Raw genomic sequence first — 16,367 nt, 5'->3', positions numbered from 1 at the left:
TATACTATGAAAGCTGGTGAAATCATGAGATACACTTTACACCCCTTGGGGGATGACGCTGTTCTTATTGAGCTTGGGACAGAAATCAGCCTGGAAACACATCAGAAAGTTCAGTCGCTGACTGCCTTTCTCGAAAAACATCCTCCCGAATGGATGATTGAATACATACCTGCTTACACAACTGTAACCATTTTTTATAATCCAATTGAGGCCTTTCAGCTTTCAAACGGACAGCTCCCGTTTGATTTCGTGTGTTCACTGATAAAACCGCTTATTGAAGAGCTGAAGGAAAATGATTTGCCGGAACCTCAAATCGTTGAGATCCCGGTTTGCTATGGCGGGAAATTTGGGCCGGATCTTGATTTTGTTGCGGCACATAATGGGATTACCCCTGAAGAAGTAATTGAAATTCACTCTTCAGGCAGTTATCTGGTCTATATGATTGGATTCGCACCAGGGTTCCCTTTTATTGGCGGAATGTCAGAACAAATTGCGGCACCAAGACGCGATACACCGCGTTTAAAGATTCCCGAGAGAACGGTAGGGATTGCCGGGATGCAGACAGGAATTTACCCCATTGAGACGCCAGGAGGCTGGCAGCTGATTGGGCGTACTCCTGTTAAATTGTTTCGGCCGACCGATCACTCCCCTACCCTCCTGAAAGCAGGCGACCATATCAAATTCAAGCCAATAAGTCTGGAAGAATACCATCATTGGGAGGAGACGGAGCAATGATTAACGTTTTAAAGCCTGGACTCCTTTCAAGCATCCAGGATCTTGGGAGAACCGGCTATCAAAAGTATGGCGTGATTTCCAGCGGGTCTATGGATCCTTTTTCACACCGGATGGCCAATCTGCTGGCTGGAAACGATGAAAATGATCCTGTTTTAGAAATAACGATGATGGGTCCAGTTCTAACATTTGAAGAAGATATACTCATTTCGATTTGCGGCGGGGACCTTTCCCCTTCCATCAATGGCCAGCCTGTTCGAACATGGAGATCCCTTTTTGTGAAAAAAGGCAGTGAACTAAAATTCGGCAGGTGCCGTAAAGGGTGCCGGGCCTATCTGGCTGCTGCGGGCGGATTCGCCGTTCCTGAAGTAATGAACAGCAAATCCACTTACCTGAGAGCAGGCATTGGCGGCTATAAAGGCAGAGCATTAAAGTCAGGAGACCTGCTGGAAACCGGCAAACCCTCTCTCCAGTCATTGAACATAACGGAGTATTTGTCAAAACAGATTCTTAATAGGCCTTTTGTTGAAAACGACTGGGGTATTGCATCAGAACTAATACCGGACACAGCGGCAGAAATCAGAATAACAAGGGGCCGCCAATTTGATTTATTTTCTGAGGAAAGCCAGGTTCAGCTTTTTAAACACGCCTTTGAAGTGACCTCACAATCGGACAGGATGGGATACAGACTAAATGGCCCTTCCCTTTCGCTATCAGAACATGCTGAGCAAATATCTGAAGCCGTAAACTTTGGTTCCATTCAAGTTCCTCCGGATGGAAATCCGATTGTATTGCTGGCTGACCGGCAAACAACGGGGGGGTACCCAAAAATTGGACAGGTTGCTGCTGTCGATCTCCCTCTTCTGGCGCAGGCCAAACCCGGAGATTCCTTAAGTTTTGCAGAAATATCAAATGAAGAGGCTCAGCAGTTATTAATTAATAGAGAAATAAAATTAAAGGAATTAAAGCAAGGCATATTTTTAAAAACCAGAGGAGGAAATTAAGATGCACATTGTAGACATTAATTGTGATATGGGAGAAAGCTTTGGCTCTTACAAGATGGGGCGCGATGAGGAAATTCTTGATTATATTACTTCTGCAAATATTGCATGCGGCTTTCATGCCGGCGACCCTGCGACCATGCGAAAAACAGTTAAGATGGCACTAAAGAAGAATGTTGGCCTGGGTGTCCATCCGGGGCTCCAGGATCTGCATGGATTCGGCCGGAGGGATATAAATATAACCCCTCAGGAAGCTTATGACTTAGTGGTTTATCAAATTGGCGCTTTGAACGCTTTTGTTACATCAGAAGGCGGAAAGCTTCAGCACGTAAAACCGCACGGTGCATTGTTCAACATGGCCTCAAAAAGCGCACCGTTATCTGAAGCAATCGCAGAAGCGGTCTATAAAGTGGATCCTGAACTGATTCTTTTCGGGCTCTCAGGAAGTGAATTAGTAAAAGCCGGAAGGAAAATTGGACTCCGCTCTGCAAATGAAGTGTTCTCAGACCGTACATACCAGGAAGATGGATCCCTCACTTCAAGAAGGGAAAACAATGCACTTATTACAGATCATAGCGCAGCTGTAAATCAGGTAATCCGCATGGTCAAGGAAGGAAAAGTTCATTCTGTCCAGGGCACTGATGTTTCCATTGAGGCCAATACAATATGCATCCATGGTGACGGGGAAAGCGCACTTGAATTTGCTCAATACATTCCGAAGGCATTGAATGAAGCGGGAATTCAGGTAGCAAAAATCAGCGAGTTTTTGAAATAAAATAGGTATTAATGGAGATAATGTAAAATTGGTGCTGCTGCTTATATGCTCCTGAATGACCGTATAAATCAAGCTATTTATTGCAGAGATTCGAATGTTCTCATCGGCTTGAAATAGTCCAAATGAATTTTGATAAGATAGTGTGAAGGCATTCACTGGCGACTGTCGGGAATAGTTCTTTTGAAGCTGAATAATTCAAGCGCCAATGGCACTTATCACCCGGAATAGTTCCGTTGAAGCCGAATAAGTAAGCGCCAATGGCACTTATCACCCGGAATGGTTCCGCTGAAGTCGAATAAGCAAGCGCCAATGGCACTTATCGCCCGGAATAGTTCCGTTGAAGCCGAATAAGCAAGCGCCAATGGCATTTATCAGGGGGTATAGTTCCTCTGGAGCTGTATAAGCAATTTCGAATGAAGCTCAATCAGACTAATAGTGTTGGTGCAAAGTAAAAAAGCACGACAGATAACCACAAATAGAATTATTGGGGGAAAATGAATGAAAAAGCAATCAAATGCCAGTCTACTGCTTGGTGCCGCATTCCTTATGGCCACTTCTGCCATTGGACCAGGCTTTCTGACACAAACAACAGTATTTACAGAAACCCTGCTTGCGAGTTTTGGGTTTGTCATTTTAATTTCTATTATTATTGATATTGGAGCACAGATGAATATCTGGCGAATCATTGCCGTTTCTGAAAAGCGCGCACAGGATATTGCCAATGATGTTCTTCCGGGTCTTGGTCATTTCCTTGCTGCCCTGATTGTCATGGGCGGTCTTGCTTTTAATATTGGGAATATTGCCGGTGCCGGGTTAGGTACAAATGTTATTTTCGGCATATCCCCTGAAATGGGCGCCCTTTTAAGCGGAATTTTGGCAATCGGCATCTTCCTTGTAAAAGAAGCGGGCAGATTAATGGACCGTTTCACACAGATTTTAGGGTTTGTCATGATTGGATTAACTCTTTACGTAATGTTTACGGCACAGCCACCTGTTGGTGAAGCTGTTGTCAAAACGTTTGTGCCGGATAAAATTGATATCCTGGCCATTATTACGCTTGTAGGCGGAACGGTTGGCGGTTATATTACCTTCGCGGGCGGGCATCGCTTAATTGATGCTGGAGTCAAAGGAAAAGAAGCTCTTCCGGAAGTCACGAAGAGCTCTGTCAGTGCAATCGGGATCGCATCCATTATGCGTATCTTCCTGTTCCTTGCAGCACTAGGTGTGGTTTCACAGGGCCTAGCACTCGATCCATCCAACCCTCCTGCTTCTGTCTTTCAGCTGGCAGCAGGCAATATTGGATATAAGATGTTTGGAGTAGTCATGTGGGCAGCTGCCATTACTTCTGTTGTCGGTGCAGCCTATACTTCGGTATCATTCATTCGGACATTGAGCCCAGCTGTCGAGAAACATCATAAATGGGTCATTGTCGGTTTTATCGCCATTTCTACATTTGTTTTTGTTTTGATCGGAAAACCGGTAAAAATATTGGTTTTAGTTGGTTCCTTAAACGGTCTTATTCTCCCAATTGCATTAGGTGTAATGCTGATTGCTGCTTATAAAACCAAAATTGTCGGCGATTATAAACATCCTCTTTGGATGACGATTTTTGGAGTCATTATCGTGATTGCCATGTCTTACATGGGGGTTTATTCATTAATCAATGGAATCCCTGAGCTATTTAAATAAGCATGAAAGGAGATTTTTATATGAACTCCCCTTTTCAATTGAATCCCGATGAGGCACGCAGATTGATCCGTGTCCAGGATTGGGATAAACCAACTGCAGGAATGGCAAATGGCTTTATTCAAGCCAATCTGGCTATATTGCCAAAGGAGCTGGCCTTTGAATTTCTGCTCTTTTGCCAGCGTAATCCTAAATCCTGTCCAATCATCGATGTGACTGAACCAGGATCACCGGTGCCAATGCTGTCAGCTCCAAATGCTGATATTAGAACCGACCTGCCAAAATACAGGGTATATAAAAACGGAGAGCTCGTTGAGGAGCTTTCAGACATAACCTCTTATTGGAATGATGATATGGTAGCATTTCTGATCGGCTGCAGTTTTACGTTCGAAGACGCATTGCTCAAAAATAATATCCCTATCCGCCATATTGAGGAAAATCGGAATGTCCCGATGTATAAAACAAATATTGGGTGTGTGGGTGCAGGCCAATTTGAAGGCCCTATGGTAGTGAGTATGCGGCCGATGACAGAGAAGGAAGCGATTAGAGCTGTACAGGTGACAAGCCGCTTCCCATCTGTCCATGGGGCTCCTGTCCATATTGGAAATCCTGAAGCAATCGGAATTAACAATATTCAGCATCCTGATTTTGGAGACTCTGTGACCATTAAGGAAGGAGAAGTACCAGTTTTCTGGGCCTGCGGGGTTACCCCTCAGGCAGTCGCCATGCATGTGAAGCCGGAGATTATGATTACTCATGCTCCGGGACATATGTTTATTACTGACTTGAAAAATGAAGAATTTTCGGTTTTATAGGAAAAAGGCGTCCAGTGGGCGCCTTTTACTTTTTATTTTTCAAATAATTAAGGGCATCATGATGATCCTTTTTCATAATCTGTTCAATTATTGGGTCTGCGGGTATGACTTCCCTGCTTTTTTTATTGATTGTCCGGTAAACGGGCCTGATCGACGAAACACTGCTTTTCACTTTCCATTCGCTATCCTGGAAGACAATTTTCAAATCGATGAGACCGAGATGATTGCCCCAGTATCCAGCCTGGACAGCAGCAGTCCCGTTAATGGTACCAGCCTTTAAGTCAATGCCAGGCAGCTTTTGCAGTTCATCTTTGACAGGAAAAACTGAATGGCTGTGCCCGAATAGAATGGCATCTAATCCTTTAACTTTGCTGAGGGCATGAACTGAATTGCCCTTTTTTTCATCCAGCCCTTTATCAGATTGGAGACCGGTATGGGCTAGAGCCACAATGATATCTGCCCCTTTACTTTTCATAATAGGAATAAAATGCTCGGCAGTTTCCTTAATATTTTTCACTTTAAGGTTTCCGCGAAAATACTCTTTATTCCATTCCGCCACAATCGGTGTGATAAAGCCGATGACTCCAACTTTCAGCTTATGCTTTTCCCCGGCTGTATCTGTGACCTCTTTCTCTATGATGGTATAGGGATTAAAATAATTCAGATCATCCTCATCGATCTGATTGCTGTCTTCAACATATATATTGGCATTGACATAAGGAAAGTTAGCTCCCCTGATACTTTCTTCCATAAAATCAATTCCGTAATTAAATTCATGATTTCCCACCGTCGCAGCATCATAAAGTAAAGTATTCATGGCTTTAAAAACAGGATGGACATTAGCCATGTCAAGCGGATGGCTTCTATAGGCATATTCATCCAGTCCATTCCCTTCAAGAATGTCTCCATTATCAAATAGAAGGGAGTTAGGCGACTCATTTCTTGCCTTTTTAATCAAGCTGGCCGTTCTTGAAAGCCCAAACTCCACTGTCTTCCTGCGGTCTTCGTAATCATAACCAATCATGTTCCCATGCAAATCAGTGGTTTCCAACAGGCGCAGATGGATGGTTGGCGGTCCGGATACTTCAGCTTCCGTCTGGTTCCAGACAATCAGCAGGGCTATGAATAATAACAGCGTGATTAAGTATTTTTTCATTCCCTTTTTCATTCCATCTCCCCCAGATGATCAAAGATTAGTTTTCTTATTTTCTCTAGATGCAAGAAAATTAATCAGAGATTGGGGACTTAAGTAAAAAGAAGATAAAAAGGAAAATTTTGAAACTTTTTATCATTCTATTCGTTATAAAAGAAAAAGAAAAAAGGAGGTCATGCATGGTTAAACAAAAAAAGTTCCTGGTTTGGTCATTGTTATTTTTTATTTTAGAATCAAATTTAGCAGCAGGTATTTCATTTTTTCTTCACTTTCCTCTGCTTGATACTCTTGCCTACAGCAGCTTTATTCTTTTTGCATTCAGCTTATTTGCTTTTTCACAGGGTGATGCCTGGACAAATAATGTGATTGCAGATTCAAAGCTGAATCTGATGACTCATATGAATGAAGAAGAAAGAGCGGATTTCTTCATTCATTTCAATCCGTTTCTTACAGGGACTTTTGCTTTTTTTATCGTTGGAATAATTATTACCGGGTATTTGTTTATAAGTTAATTTTATTTTTATGATAGGCTGTTTTTTTAGTTTTTAATGATGTCCGTTACGTTCCGCGGGGAGGAATGAGAGCCTATTCGGGTTCGCCTGCGGGATCTCTCATTCCCCTCTCCTCCCGCAGTACATTGAATTGTCTTCCGTAAATCATCACCGCACGAAGAAAATGCATAAGCATTTTCGAGGATCAAGTACTCTCCGCTCCAATCAACTCAGCAGATTAAATAAAATTTAGAGTTAAAACTTTAAAAAAAACTATTATTGTTTGTAGAGAGTTTTTAATATGATTTTCTCCCAGCTTTTCCAGTTCATAAGGTTTTTCAGGCGTATTCTTGTGCGGACACCCTTTCCTGCCGGATACCTGAGTGCAGGTTCTTTTTCTCTGAGGATGCTCACTGCTTTTTTCGCAACGATTATCGGATCTTCATAAAATGGCTCTCCTTGTTCAAGGTAATGTTGAATTTTTGTCATATATGGATAATAAGGTGAGTCTTTTTTCAAGGATGATTCAGCTATCTTTTTTCCAGTTGTCCAGATGCCGGTCCTGAAGGATCCTGGCTCAATCAGCACAACATTTACGCCAAACGGTTTCATTTCAAGTCTAAGTGATTCACTCCATCCCTCTACAGCAAATTTTGATGCGGCATATGGCGATAAGCCTGGAAACCCGATTCTTCCGCTTATAGAACTCACATTTATGATGGTTCCTGTTCTTTGTTTCCGCATAAATGGCAGAACCGCCTGAGTAACTGCAAACGTTCCAAAAACATTTGTCTCAAATTGATTTCTATACTCCTCCAGCGGTATTTCTTCCGCAAATCCTGCTCCTGCATAGCCGGCATTATTGATTAGAACATCAATGGAAGGCAATTGAAGGATCAGGTTTTTAAACATTTCAATGGATGAGGACGAGGTGACATCCAATTCGTGAATGGATATCTGTTCATGAACTCCCTCTTGTCTAGCTTTCTCCATTAACTTATTGCTTTTATCCGTGTTTCTCATTGTTGCAATAACTTGAAAATCATCCTTTGCGAGCTCAATGGCCATCAAGGCTCCAAACCCGCTGGAACAGCCTGTAATGGCAGCATATTTCCTATCCAACTATCATCATCCTTTCTGCGTAATGATTTTTTCCATTTCGACTGTAAATAGATATATAATTAAATGAAAAAGTATTATAAAATAGTAAATATATTGATAATAAGAGGATGAACAAGGTGGCACACATATTTTTCAGCATTTTCCTGCTTGTATCCGGTTTGTCTTCATCTGTGCAGCAAAGCCAGGAGCCGATTGATTTCAATGTACATCTGAAGGAAAATGCCATTGTTATTGATTTACCTGCCCTAAAAAGCCCTGCTTTGAGTAGCACTTTAGCAGCTCCAGTAAAATTAACGGTGAAGCTGACCTATTATAAAGTATACCGGACACATTTTCAGGCACTAAACTCCGATGCAATTCACAGAAGTAATCAATATATGATCCCATATATGTTCCAGAGTAATTATCTCCGCATTTCCTGAAATTTTAAAGAAACTTAAAAAGTGTGGAGGAATGAAGTTGGAAACGATTAAATCATTTTTAAATAATAACGGCATAAAAAGATTCATCATTTTTGGAATTATAGTCCTGGCTCTTTACCTGTTGAGGAGCATGATTAATTTAATTCTGATTACATTCATATTTTCATTTTTGATGGATAGGCTTGTGAAGCTTGTCCTTTCGAGATTTAAACTGAATAGAAAACTGACTGTCATTACCCTTTACATGGGAATTATCGGCCTGCTTTCTATAGGGATAATCAAATATCTTCCTTTGATTGTATCTGAAATATCACAGCTGTTTAAACAGGTTGAAAGCTTTTACACCCAAAAACATGACAATATAGTAATTACATATATTGTTCAAATGCTCGAAACAAATGAAATTACGAAATATCTTGAACAGGGATTTGCCTTCCTGCTTCAGTATTTTTCCGATATTAGTCATATTGCCATCCAGGTATTGCTGTCTCTAATACTTAGTTTGTTTTTTCTGCTCGAAAAACCGAAACTTATCGAATTCACCTTGAAATTTAAACACAGCAAAATCGCTGACTTTTATAATGAAATCGAGTATTTTGGAAGTAAATTTGTGCAAACATTCGGAAAGGTAATCGAAGCGCAGTTTGTCATTGCCACTGTGAATTGCATCCTGACAACACTTGCACTGTGGATCATGGACTTTCCTCAGCTAATGGGATTGTCGATTCTTATTTTCCTGCTGGGATTAATTCCTGTTGCGGGTGTCATCATTTCGCTTGTCCCGCTATGTACAATCGCCTATTCTCTCGGCGGATTCATCCAGGTATTTTATATAGTACTTGTCATTATGGTGATCCACGCCATTGAAGCGTATATTTTAAATCCGAAGCTTATGTCTTCCAAAACGGATTTGCCTGTCTTTTATACCTTTATTGTCCTGATTTTTTCTGAACATTTCTTCGGTGTTTGGGGATTAATCGTAGGTATACCAGTGTTTGTGTTTATGCTGGATGTTCTTGAAGTCAAGAGCAATCCGCCGAAAATACAGTAATTTAAAAACACACAGTCCCGCTGTGTGTTTTTTTATCTTTTTAGAATCCCTCTTTTATTATCGGGCTGCTTCAGCCAATGCCTGAGCCCTTTTCCTGCGTGTAGTTCATCATTATATCTGGGAATGACGTGCAGGTGGCTGTGAAGAATGGATTGATTTGAAGCATCGCCCACATTCCAGCCAAGCGTATATCCATCTGGAGCATACTTTTTATCTAAATAATCCTTGGCTTTTTGCAGAAGTTCATATGTATCATTCCACTCTTCCGCCGTCAGGTGAAAAGCATCGGAATTGTGCGCTTTTGGCACTATGACCCCACAGCCCTCCAATACGTCCTGTTCTTTATCGTGCTGAAGAAAATAACAAGTGCTGTTTTCAAAAATGATATGTTGAAGAGGGTCCTGGTGCGGTCTGCAAAAGGGACAATGCTCCTGATAAGGCACTTAATTTTCCCCTTTCTGTGCAAGGTGATTTATCAGCAAATTCACTAAAGCGGCTTTATGTGAATTCTCATCGAATGCTGAGTTATTGATTACAGCCTTTCGGATGGACAGCTCCTTCAAAATTTCCTCTTCAGCCTTCCTCCTGGCTTCAAGAACCTTTATAGTACCTTCTGCCCCGCTTAAGTGATTTTTCTTACCATATCCTTGACCGGTATAATAATGGATAAAACCTTCAGACCAGGATGGCGGCCGTTCATTTATCGCTTTCCTGAAAGACAAGTCAAGGTTATCCTGACTGACATAAATTAATATCGGATTCAGATTTTTCACGGATTTTTCCAATGCTAATACATAATTACTAACCTTTGTAAGGGGAGCTCCATATTTAATCATACCGACTGTAACTGGATTCTGTAAAAAACAGCATTCAAAAATATGTACTTTTTGGCCGCTGGCAGCTCGATTGGAAAATCGTTCCCAATTATTGATTATAAGTTTCATATTTTGCTCCAAAGGAAGCTCATAGATATCATTTTTAGATACTTTCGCATAAAATGTGCCTGGCATATCAGGTCCAATCTTTTTATACGGCACTAAATAGCCAGTATCTTCCGGAAAACTTTTTTCAATCATCCGGTCTCTGAATGCACTGTATTCTTCCAGCAATCGATGCCACTGGTCGTTTTCAAAATAGGCGACGCTCTCATAATCTGCCGGGTGATCCAGATCACCTTCGCAGAATAGCTCTGATTCAATACCGTTTTGCATCAAAACTTCATGAACCAATCTTGCGGTAGTAGATTTGCCTGAACCAGGGAGACCCTCAATTAAAATTAATTTTGTATCCATAGAATCACCTTCATAATATTTAGAATTCCCATTCTATTGTAATGCATAAAAAGAAAAACAAACAGCATTATTAACTGTTTGTCGCTTGGATGATGTTTATTTTATTTCCGTAAAAGCATTAAACAGATTTATCCAGACAGGCAATCAGGCGCTGCTCGATATCTAAAGCCAATTCTTTTAGATTCTGGTTATCAATCATGCTTATTAACGCGCTTGGCCTTGGAAGCCCTATCTTTGTTTTCCCTTTTTCTTTATATACGACAATTTTACATGGGAGAAAATATCCAACAATTTTATCTTCTTTCAGTACCCGCTCAGCCTCCTGCGGGTTACAGACTTCTAGCACCTTAAATTCCTCTTCCAATTGAAAGCCTTTTTCTTCAAGCTTTTCTTTAATATCAAAAGTCCAAAGCACACCAAACTGTTCATCTTTTAAATGTATTTCCAATGCTGTAATTGCTTCTTCAATGGATTTCTCTGTTTCAATAGTGTAAGCAAAATTCATGGCAGTCACCTCTTTTTATTTCCTTCTTAATGTAAACAGGCTGCTGTTTTTTTACTATGTAATATTTATGGTTTTGGGAAACTGCCAAAATGTTTTTTATAACAACCATTTGTTGGTGTGCGGTTGAATTTCCGTCTTCATGATCAAATAAAAGCCGGTATTCAAAATTATTTGCGTTGTTTGTTAATTTCCATTATCAAAACAGTCAGTGCATCGCTCATTGGGGAGGCATGCATGTTATTAATGATTTGTCCTCTTCTTTTTTCAAGTTTATCCAGGGACTCAAGCAGGCTGTCTTTTGTTAAGTTCTCTTCTTCCAATGTAAGCGAGAATCCTTTTTTTAAGAAAGATTCTGCATTTAGTATTTGGTCTCCCCTGCTTTGTTTTTTGGTTAGCGGGATGATGAGCATTGGGATTTTTAAAGACAGGAATTCAAAGATGGCATTTGATCCTCCCCTGGTGACGACAGTATCTGTAGCAGCGAGGATATCAGCAAGCTCATTGCTAATGTATTCGAATTGTCTGTACCCTTTAACATTTATTAAACTGTCATCCTTCTGCCCTTTGCCGCAAAGATGAACAATTTGGTATATAGCAGTCAGCTCCTGAAGGGATGCCCTGATTGTTTCATTAATTTTCTTAGCCCCCAGACTGCCTCCCATTACAGTCATAATTGGTTTTTCATCTGTAAACCTAAGAAACTCCTTCCCTCTCTCCTTATCACCTGAGAAGATTTCCATTCTGATCGGAGATCCTATGGCCTTAGTCTTTTTCGCAGGAAAATGTGCTGCTGCTTCATCAAATGAAGTAAAAATCCTGTCAGCAAACCGCTGGGAAATTTTATTTGCAAGTCCTGGCGTCAGATCACTTTCATGAATATAAATAGGTATTTTTAATGAGCTTGCCGCAATAATAACAGGCACCGATACAAATCCGCCTTTTGAAAAGACAAGCTTTGGCTTCAATCTTTTGAGCAGCTTTCGAGCTTCGATAATCCCTCTTAACACTCGAAAAAAATCTTTTGCATTTTCTTTATCCATGTAACGCCGGAGCTTTCCGCTGCTAATTCCGTAATATGGTATTTTAATCTCAGAAATCAATTCTTTTTCGATTCCTCTTATCGAACCGATATAGTGAATATCCCAATCTTTTTGAGAAAGTTCATTTATTATGGCAATATTCGGAGTCACATGCCCGGCAGAGCCGCCCCCTGTAAAAACGATTTTATTTTTCTTCATTTCCTACCTGCCTATACAATTTTTAATTCCATTATATATCTAAGATACCAGTTTAAGTCCGATTGCGGCACTTAATACCATTGCAATAAAAAATATCCGTTTAGCATCTTTGGGCTCTCCGTACAGAATCATGCCAAGGACAGCTCCTCCAGCGGCACCAATTCCAGTCCAGACCGCATAAGCTGTACCCATTGGCAGCTCTTTCATGGCCAGCGCAAGGAACAGGAAGCTGGCGCCAAAACCGCCAACCAGCAGGAATAAGGATTGCCAATTCCGTTTTTTGTGCAGGCTGTTAATCATGGTTACACCTGTCATTTCAAAAAGGCCAGCCAGAATTAAAAACACCCAGCTCATGAACTTTCAGCTCCTTTTGATTCATCTTCATTTGTCACTAGCTTTAAGCCCAGAACACCTAATAACAAAATAAGAACCAGTATTATTTTAGATAATTTCAAAGGCTCTCCGAAAAATATGATTTCAGATAAAACTGTACCAGCAGTGCCTAAGCCAACAAAGACAGCATAAACCGTTCCCACAGGCAGGACTTTGCCAGCCATGATCATCAAATAAAAACTGACTGCTATGCATAGAATGGTCCCTGCCCATGATAATGGATCATCCGCATGCTTTAAACCAATCACCCAAAACACTTCAAAAAATGCGGCTATAAATACCTTCAGCCACTGCATGAAATCAGCCCCTTTTAAACGAATAGTATTCCCGGAAAAAGAAAAAAGCCCGGAAGATATCTGATGAACAGTATCTCCCAGGCTTTTATCCTTCCGTGGCATAGCTAATATTGCTATGAGTTTTCTCTCGGACCAGGCCAGCAGCTGCTGCGGAACCCTAGAAAACCTTTTTATTAGATTTACTGGCATTATAACAAAATAAAATCAGCTTTTCCATAATAATAGATGAAAATAAATATCAAGACACATGATCAGCAAGGACATATTCTTTTTCCCATTTCCTGCTGTCTGACATTTCAGCTGATAAAGAATGCGGTGAGCACGTGGATGCAAGATGGCTGATTGATGGCGGATAGGGACTTATCCTAATATGGCCTTTAATATAGCTCAAAGCCATTTCATAGTCGAAATCACGGCAATAATCAAAATAATAATGAACGATTTCGTTTTTAATCCGAAATGAGGGATAGATTCTTTCAATAAGTACCAAAAGCTTCAGCATCTCTGTTTTGTTCATTTTACCAATCCTTTATTATTATGTTAATTCAATTATTGCCTTTTTTACTAAAACAAAACCCCTGCATCTCCGCAGGGGTTTCGCTTTACATATCCAATTCAAGCGCTACCGGGCAATGATCGCTGCCCATAATGTCGCAGTGAATCTGTGAATCTAGTATTCTTTCTTTTAGCTTTTCGGACACGATAAAGTAATCAATCCTCCAGCCGATATTCCGCTCTCTAACCTTGGCCATATATGACCACCAGGTATAAGCTCCCTCAGCATCAGGATATTTATAGCGGAATGCATCTACAAACCCGGAACCCAGCAATCTGGTCATTTTTCCGCGTTCTTCATCCGTAAACCCTGAGTTGCCCCTGTTGGATTTAGCATTTTTTAAGTCTTTTTCGAAATGTGCCACGTTTAAGTCCCCGCACATGATCACAGGCTTAATTTTATCCAGGCCGAATAAATACTCCCGAATCCGCTCTTCCCACTCAAGGCGGTATGGAAGCCTGGCCAGATCACGCTGTGAATTCGGAGTATAGACATTGACGAGATAAAAGCCATCATACTCAAGCGTGAGGATCCTGCCTTCAGGTTCTGTTTCCTCATCATTCAATCCATAGCGGACAGAAAGCGGCTCTTTCTTTGTAAATACAGCTGTACCGGAATACCCTTTTTTTATCGCATAATTCCAGTATTGGTAATAGCCTTCCAGTATAAGTTCGATCTGTCCTTCCTGCAGTTTGGATTCCTGAATGCAAAATATGTCTGCATCCGCTTCTTTGAAATAATCCATGAATCCTTTTTTCACACATGCCCTTATGCCATTCACATTCCATGAAACGAGTTTCATTGCTATTATATCCCCTTATGTTAAAAAATCTGCCTGATTACAACATTACCATGGAAATTCAATACTTGCACAGTTAAAGTACTGTAACAGGAACGGCAAATCCACAAGAAAATGCAGCCTATTTTTATAAGCGTTGCTTTATTGCCTGAATATCATGGTACCGGCATTCATCTGCACTAATTTGATCTTTTCACCCCGCTTAATACTTTCATATAATGATGCCGTCAGCTCAAAGGATTTGCCATTATCCAGCCGTATCCAATATTCTTCATGGGTGCTAAAGTTGCTTAAGTAATTATCAACCGAAGTCAGACGATATTTCTCATCTATTTCCCCTTCGTATTCAGTCATTTTGGTCTCCGCAGCTACAAGACCTGAAATGAACCCGTAATAGACGACCAGCAATACGGCTGCCATTTGAATGTAAAGACCTGATTCCATCCACTTTTTCAATTGTTCATCCCTCTGTTTCTATTGTTTGTAGTGAGCTACCCTCAATAGATTGGGATAAACCTTAGAATTTCAAACGTCTATACAATAAAAAATGCCCAAATTAGTGGGCATTTTTCACATTATTCTCTTACTGCATCATATAACAGTATGGCTGCTTTTTCAGGTGAATCCGCCTGGCTGATTGCAGAAATAACAGAAACACCGTCAGCCCCTGCCTTAATTATAGGAGGTGTATTTTCAGGAGTAATTCCGCCTATTCCTACAACAGGAATTTGGATACGAGCAGATCTTAATTCTGTCAAAAAAGTAAGTCCCTGAACGGCTTTGGCATCTTCCTTTGTGGATGTCGGATAAATAGGCCCTATCCCAAGGTAATCTGCGCCTTGACGGATCGCTGTTTCCGCTTCCTGCATGCTGTGCACTGAGACTCCCAGGATTTTGCTGCCAATTTTCCTGCGGACCGCATCGGCTGGTTCATCGTCCTGGCCTATATGGACACCATCTGCATTTATTTTAAGTGCCAATTCGATATCATCATTTACAATAAAAGGGATACTGCTCTCTTTGCAGATTGCTTGAAGCTTTTTTGCGAGCGATTCCTTTTCTTTGCCATGAAGGCATCCTGCTCCTTTTTCACGGAATTGAAATAACGTAATTCCTCCTTTGATGGCCGATTGAAGGACTTTTTCAGGATCCTGATGGCAATTAGTGCTGCCCATTATAAAGTATACTTTTAATAAGTTTCTCATTGTCTGCGGATTAACGGCCATAAACTTCAGTCTCCTTCTTCCTTCTATTGAACGCCCAGTGATTGGTAGGACCATGACCGCTGCCAATTCCCAAGTCAAATTCAATGGCGGCCTGGATGAATTTTTTCGCGCGATCAACAGCTTCTGGCACAGAAAGACCGTCTGCGAGGCCAGCGGTAATGGCAGCCGAAAAAGTGCAGCCTGTTCCATGTGTATTGGCGGTTTGTATTCTGCTGCTCTTAAATTCCGAAAAACTTTCTCCCTCAAATAGAAGGTCTGCTGCTATGTCCTTTGCTTCGTCATGGCCGCCTTTTATGATGACATTTTTTGCTCCAAGGTGATGCAGTTTTTTTGCTGCTTCTCTTTTATCCTCCAGCGAACGAATCCTTATGTCCGTTAAAACCTCTGCCTCTGGAATATTCGGGGTAATCACCATAGAGAGCGGAATAAGACGCTTCTTCATCGCTAATATCGCTTCATTCTGAAGAAGACTTGCTCCTCCCTTTGCAATCATCACTGGATCTATGACGACATTTTTCCATCCGTATCTCACGATTTCATTGGAAACACTCTCGATTATATCTGCACTAAAAAGCATTCCTGTCTTTACAGCGTCAGGTCTGAGGTCCTCTCCTATGGACTGAATTTGAGCAGACACTGCCTCTGCTGTCATTGGATAAACTCCCTGAACGCCCTTGGTGTTTTGAGCCGTAACAGCAGTCAAAGCAGACATGCCGAAAACACCCAGTTCCTGAAATGTTTTTAAGTCTGCCTGAATGCCCGCGCCGCCGCCGCTATCTGAACCCGCTATGGTTAAAGCTTTATTCACTTTCAT

The 16,367-nt window shown here is 41.1% G+C and carries 21 protein-coding genes and 1 riboswitch; of the genes, 8 read left to right on the top strand and 13 right to left on the bottom strand.

All coding sequences use genetic code 11. The features are described from left to right. The first annotated feature begins 24 nt into the window (after positions 1–24). The 5 genes from pxpB (at position 25) to JI665_RS12250 (ending at position 5,009) form a co-directional block, all read left to right on the top strand. A complete protein-coding gene (gene pxpB, locus JI665_RS12270) occupies positions 25–735 on the top strand; it encodes a 5-oxoprolinase subunit PxpB (protein WP_206839690.1) in 711 nt (236 codons plus the stop codon). Next, positions 732–1,736, top strand: coding sequence for a biotin-dependent carboxyltransferase family protein (locus tag JI665_RS12265; RefSeq protein WP_211202541.1), 1,005 nt, complete (start codon positions 732–734; stop codon positions 1,734–1,736). The genes pxpB and JI665_RS12265 overlap by 4 nt, the downstream gene beginning before the upstream one ends. A gap of 1 nt (position 1,737) precedes the next feature. Next, complete coding sequence (locus tag JI665_RS12260; protein WP_206839687.1) at positions 1,738–2,508, top strand: LamB/YcsF family protein; 771 nt, start codon at positions 1,738–1,740, stop codon at positions 2,506–2,508. 498 nt (positions 2,509–3,006) lie between these two features. Further along, entirely contained in the window at positions 3,007–4,197 is a 1,191-nt protein-coding gene (locus JI665_RS12255) for an NRAMP family divalent metal transporter (RefSeq protein ID WP_206839686.1), read from the top strand. Positions 4,198–4,217: 20 nt separating this feature from the next. Beyond that, complete coding sequence (locus tag JI665_RS12250; RefSeq protein WP_206839685.1) at positions 4,218–5,009, top strand: putative hydro-lyase; 792 nt, start codon at positions 4,218–4,220, stop codon at positions 5,007–5,009. A 25-nt stretch (positions 5,010–5,034) separates the two neighbouring features. Here JI665_RS12250 and JI665_RS12245 read toward each other — a convergent pair whose 3' ends face one another. After that, the gene (locus tag JI665_RS12245; protein WP_206839684.1) at positions 5,035–6,177 is read right to left on the bottom strand and encodes a metallophosphoesterase; all 1,143 of its coding nucleotides are present in this window, start codon (positions 6,175–6,177) and stop codon (positions 5,035–5,037) included. A 164-nt stretch (positions 6,178–6,341) separates the two neighbouring features. On the opposite strand from JI665_RS12245, the gene JI665_RS28570 reads away from it, so the two are divergent. Then, the gene (locus JI665_RS28570) at positions 6,342–6,674 is read left to right on the top strand and encodes a hypothetical protein (protein WP_244671163.1); all 333 of its coding nucleotides are present in this window, start codon (positions 6,342–6,344) and stop codon (positions 6,672–6,674) included. Positions 6,675–6,929: 255 nt separating this feature from the next. Here the strand turns inward: JI665_RS28570 and JI665_RS12235 are convergent, their stop codons facing one another. Further along, the gene (locus JI665_RS12235; protein ID WP_206839683.1) at positions 6,930–7,775 is read right to left on the bottom strand and encodes an SDR family oxidoreductase; all 846 of its coding nucleotides are present in this window, start codon (positions 7,773–7,775) and stop codon (positions 6,930–6,932) included. Positions 7,776–7,891: 116 nt separating this feature from the next. Here JI665_RS12235 and JI665_RS12230 point away from each other — a divergent pair, with 116 nt between their 5' ends. Together JI665_RS12230 and JI665_RS12225 are read left to right on the top strand one after the other, a co-directional pair. Further along, entirely contained in the window at positions 7,892–8,197 is a 306-nt protein-coding gene (locus tag JI665_RS12230) for a hypothetical protein (RefSeq protein WP_206839682.1), read from the top strand. A 37-nt stretch (positions 8,198–8,234) separates the two neighbouring features. Next, the gene (locus JI665_RS12225; protein ID WP_244671162.1) at positions 8,235–9,248 is read left to right on the top strand and encodes an AI-2E family transporter; all 1,014 of its coding nucleotides are present in this window, start codon (positions 8,235–8,237) and stop codon (positions 9,246–9,248) included. A gap of 32 nt (positions 9,249–9,280) precedes the next feature. On the opposite strand, the gene JI665_RS12220 is transcribed toward JI665_RS12225, so the two are convergent. The 11 genes from JI665_RS12220 to thiD form a co-directional block, all read right to left on the bottom strand. Then, positions 9,281–9,691: an HIT family protein gene (locus tag JI665_RS12220; RefSeq protein WP_206839678.1), complete on the bottom strand. Its 411-nt coding sequence runs from the start codon at positions 9,689–9,691 to the stop codon at positions 9,281–9,283. Beyond that, positions 9,692–10,540 carry a hypothetical protein gene (locus tag JI665_RS12215; RefSeq protein ID WP_206839676.1) on the bottom strand — a complete coding sequence of 283 codons (849 nt, stop codon included), beginning with the start codon at positions 10,538–10,540 and terminating at the stop codon, positions 9,692–9,694. 118 nt (positions 10,541–10,658) lie between these two features. Then, a complete protein-coding gene (locus JI665_RS12210; protein WP_206839675.1) occupies positions 10,659–11,045 on the bottom strand; it encodes a DUF302 domain-containing protein in 387 nt (128 codons plus the stop codon). A 167-nt stretch (positions 11,046–11,212) separates the two neighbouring features. Next, a complete protein-coding gene (locus tag JI665_RS12205) occupies positions 11,213–12,283 on the bottom strand; it encodes an undecaprenyldiphospho-muramoylpentapeptide beta-N-acetylglucosaminyltransferase (protein WP_206839673.1) in 1,071 nt (356 codons plus the stop codon). Positions 12,284–12,322: 39 nt separating this feature from the next. Then, entirely contained in the window at positions 12,323–12,637 is a 315-nt protein-coding gene (locus JI665_RS12200) for a DMT family transporter (protein ID WP_206839671.1), read from the bottom strand. Beyond that, positions 12,634–12,972 (bottom strand): DMT family transporter, encoded by a 339-nt coding sequence (locus tag JI665_RS12195; RefSeq protein WP_206839669.1) that lies wholly within the window; start codon positions 12,970–12,972, stop codon positions 12,634–12,636. The genes JI665_RS12200 and JI665_RS12195 overlap by 4 nt, the downstream gene beginning before the upstream one ends. A 72-nt stretch (positions 12,973–13,044) precedes the next feature. Further along, a riboswitch (guanidine-I (ykkC/yxkD leader) is annotated at positions 13,045–13,144 on the bottom strand. Between the two features lie 66 nt (positions 13,145–13,210). Further along, complete coding sequence (locus tag JI665_RS12190) at positions 13,211–13,489, bottom strand: hypothetical protein (RefSeq protein ID WP_206839668.1); 279 nt, start codon at positions 13,487–13,489, stop codon at positions 13,211–13,213. Positions 13,490–13,574: 85 nt separating this feature from the next. Beyond that, complete coding sequence (locus tag JI665_RS12185) at positions 13,575–14,330, bottom strand: exodeoxyribonuclease III (RefSeq protein WP_206839667.1); 756 nt, start codon at positions 14,328–14,330, stop codon at positions 13,575–13,577. A 138-nt stretch (positions 14,331–14,468) separates the two neighbouring features. After that, the gene (locus tag JI665_RS12180; protein WP_035330901.1) at positions 14,469–14,783 is read right to left on the bottom strand and encodes a hypothetical protein; all 315 of its coding nucleotides are present in this window, start codon (positions 14,781–14,783) and stop codon (positions 14,469–14,471) included. A gap of 119 nt (positions 14,784–14,902) precedes the next feature. Further along, a complete protein-coding gene (gene thiE / locus JI665_RS12175; protein ID WP_206839666.1) occupies positions 14,903–15,553 on the bottom strand; it encodes a thiamine phosphate synthase in 651 nt (216 codons plus the stop codon). Next, on the bottom strand, positions 15,543–16,367 hold the full coding sequence (thiD, locus tag JI665_RS12170; protein ID WP_206839665.1) for a bifunctional hydroxymethylpyrimidine kinase/phosphomethylpyrimidine kinase: 825 nt from the start codon (positions 16,365–16,367) through the stop codon (positions 15,543–15,545). The genes thiE and thiD overlap by 11 nt, the downstream gene beginning before the upstream one ends.

Source organism: Bacillus sp. NTK034 (assembly GCF_017303275.1).
Classification (GTDB): Bacteria; Bacillota; Bacilli; order Bacillales; family Cytobacillaceae; genus Cytobacillus.
The sequence above is the reverse complement of the archived record's forward strand: the minus strand, read 5'-3'. Positions and strand labels throughout refer to the sequence as shown.

Excerpts from the sequence above, each read along its gene's own strand:
- pxpB (WP_206839690.1), top strand. The coding sequence starts at position 25 with ATGAGATACACTTTACACCCCTTGGGGGATGACGCTGTTCTTATTGAG.
- JI665_RS12265 (WP_211202541.1), top strand. The coding sequence starts at position 732 with ATGATTAACGTTTTAAAGCCTGGACTCCTTTCAAGCATCCAGGATCTT.
- JI665_RS12260 (WP_206839687.1), top strand. The coding sequence starts at position 1,738 with ATGCACATTGTAGACATTAATTGTGATATGGGAGAAAGCTTTGGCTCT.
- JI665_RS12255 (WP_206839686.1), top strand. The coding sequence starts at position 3,007 with ATGAAAAAGCAATCAAATGCCAGTCTACTGCTTGGTGCCGCATTCCTT.
- JI665_RS12250 (WP_206839685.1), top strand. The coding sequence starts at position 4,218 with ATGAACTCCCCTTTTCAATTGAATCCCGATGAGGCACGCAGATTGATC.
- JI665_RS12245 (WP_206839684.1), bottom strand. The coding sequence starts at position 6,177 with ATGAAAAAGGGAATGAAAAAATACTTAATCACGCTGTTATTATTCATA.
- JI665_RS28570 (WP_244671163.1), top strand. The coding sequence starts at position 6,342 with ATGGTTAAACAAAAAAAGTTCCTGGTTTGGTCATTGTTATTTTTTATT.
- JI665_RS12215 (WP_206839676.1), bottom strand. The coding sequence starts at position 10,540 with ATGGATACAAAATTAATTTTAATTGAGGGTCTCCCTGGTTCAGGCAAA.
- JI665_RS12210 (WP_206839675.1), bottom strand. The coding sequence starts at position 11,045 with ATGAATTTTGCTTACACTATTGAAACAGAGAAATCCATTGAAGAAGCA.
- JI665_RS12205 (WP_206839673.1), bottom strand. The coding sequence starts at position 12,283 with ATGAAGAAAAATAAAATCGTTTTTACAGGGGGCGGCTCTGCCGGGCAT.
- JI665_RS12200 (WP_206839671.1), bottom strand. The coding sequence starts at position 12,637 with ATGAGCTGGGTGTTTTTAATTCTGGCTGGCCTTTTTGAAATGACAGGT.
- JI665_RS12195 (WP_206839669.1), bottom strand. The coding sequence starts at position 12,972 with ATGCAGTGGCTGAAGGTATTTATAGCCGCATTTTTTGAAGTGTTTTGG.
- JI665_RS12190 (WP_206839668.1), bottom strand. The coding sequence starts at position 13,489 with ATGAACAAAACAGAGATGCTGAAGCTTTTGGTACTTATTGAAAGAATC.
- JI665_RS12185 (WP_206839667.1), bottom strand. The coding sequence starts at position 14,330 with ATGAAACTCGTTTCATGGAATGTGAATGGCATAAGGGCATGTGTGAAA.
- thiE (WP_206839666.1), bottom strand. The coding sequence starts at position 15,553 with ATGGCCGTTAATCCGCAGACAATGAGAAACTTATTAAAAGTATACTTT.
- thiD (WP_206839665.1), bottom strand. The coding sequence starts at position 16,367 with ATGAAAGTGAATAAAGCTTTAACCATAGCGGGTTCAGATAGCGGCGGC.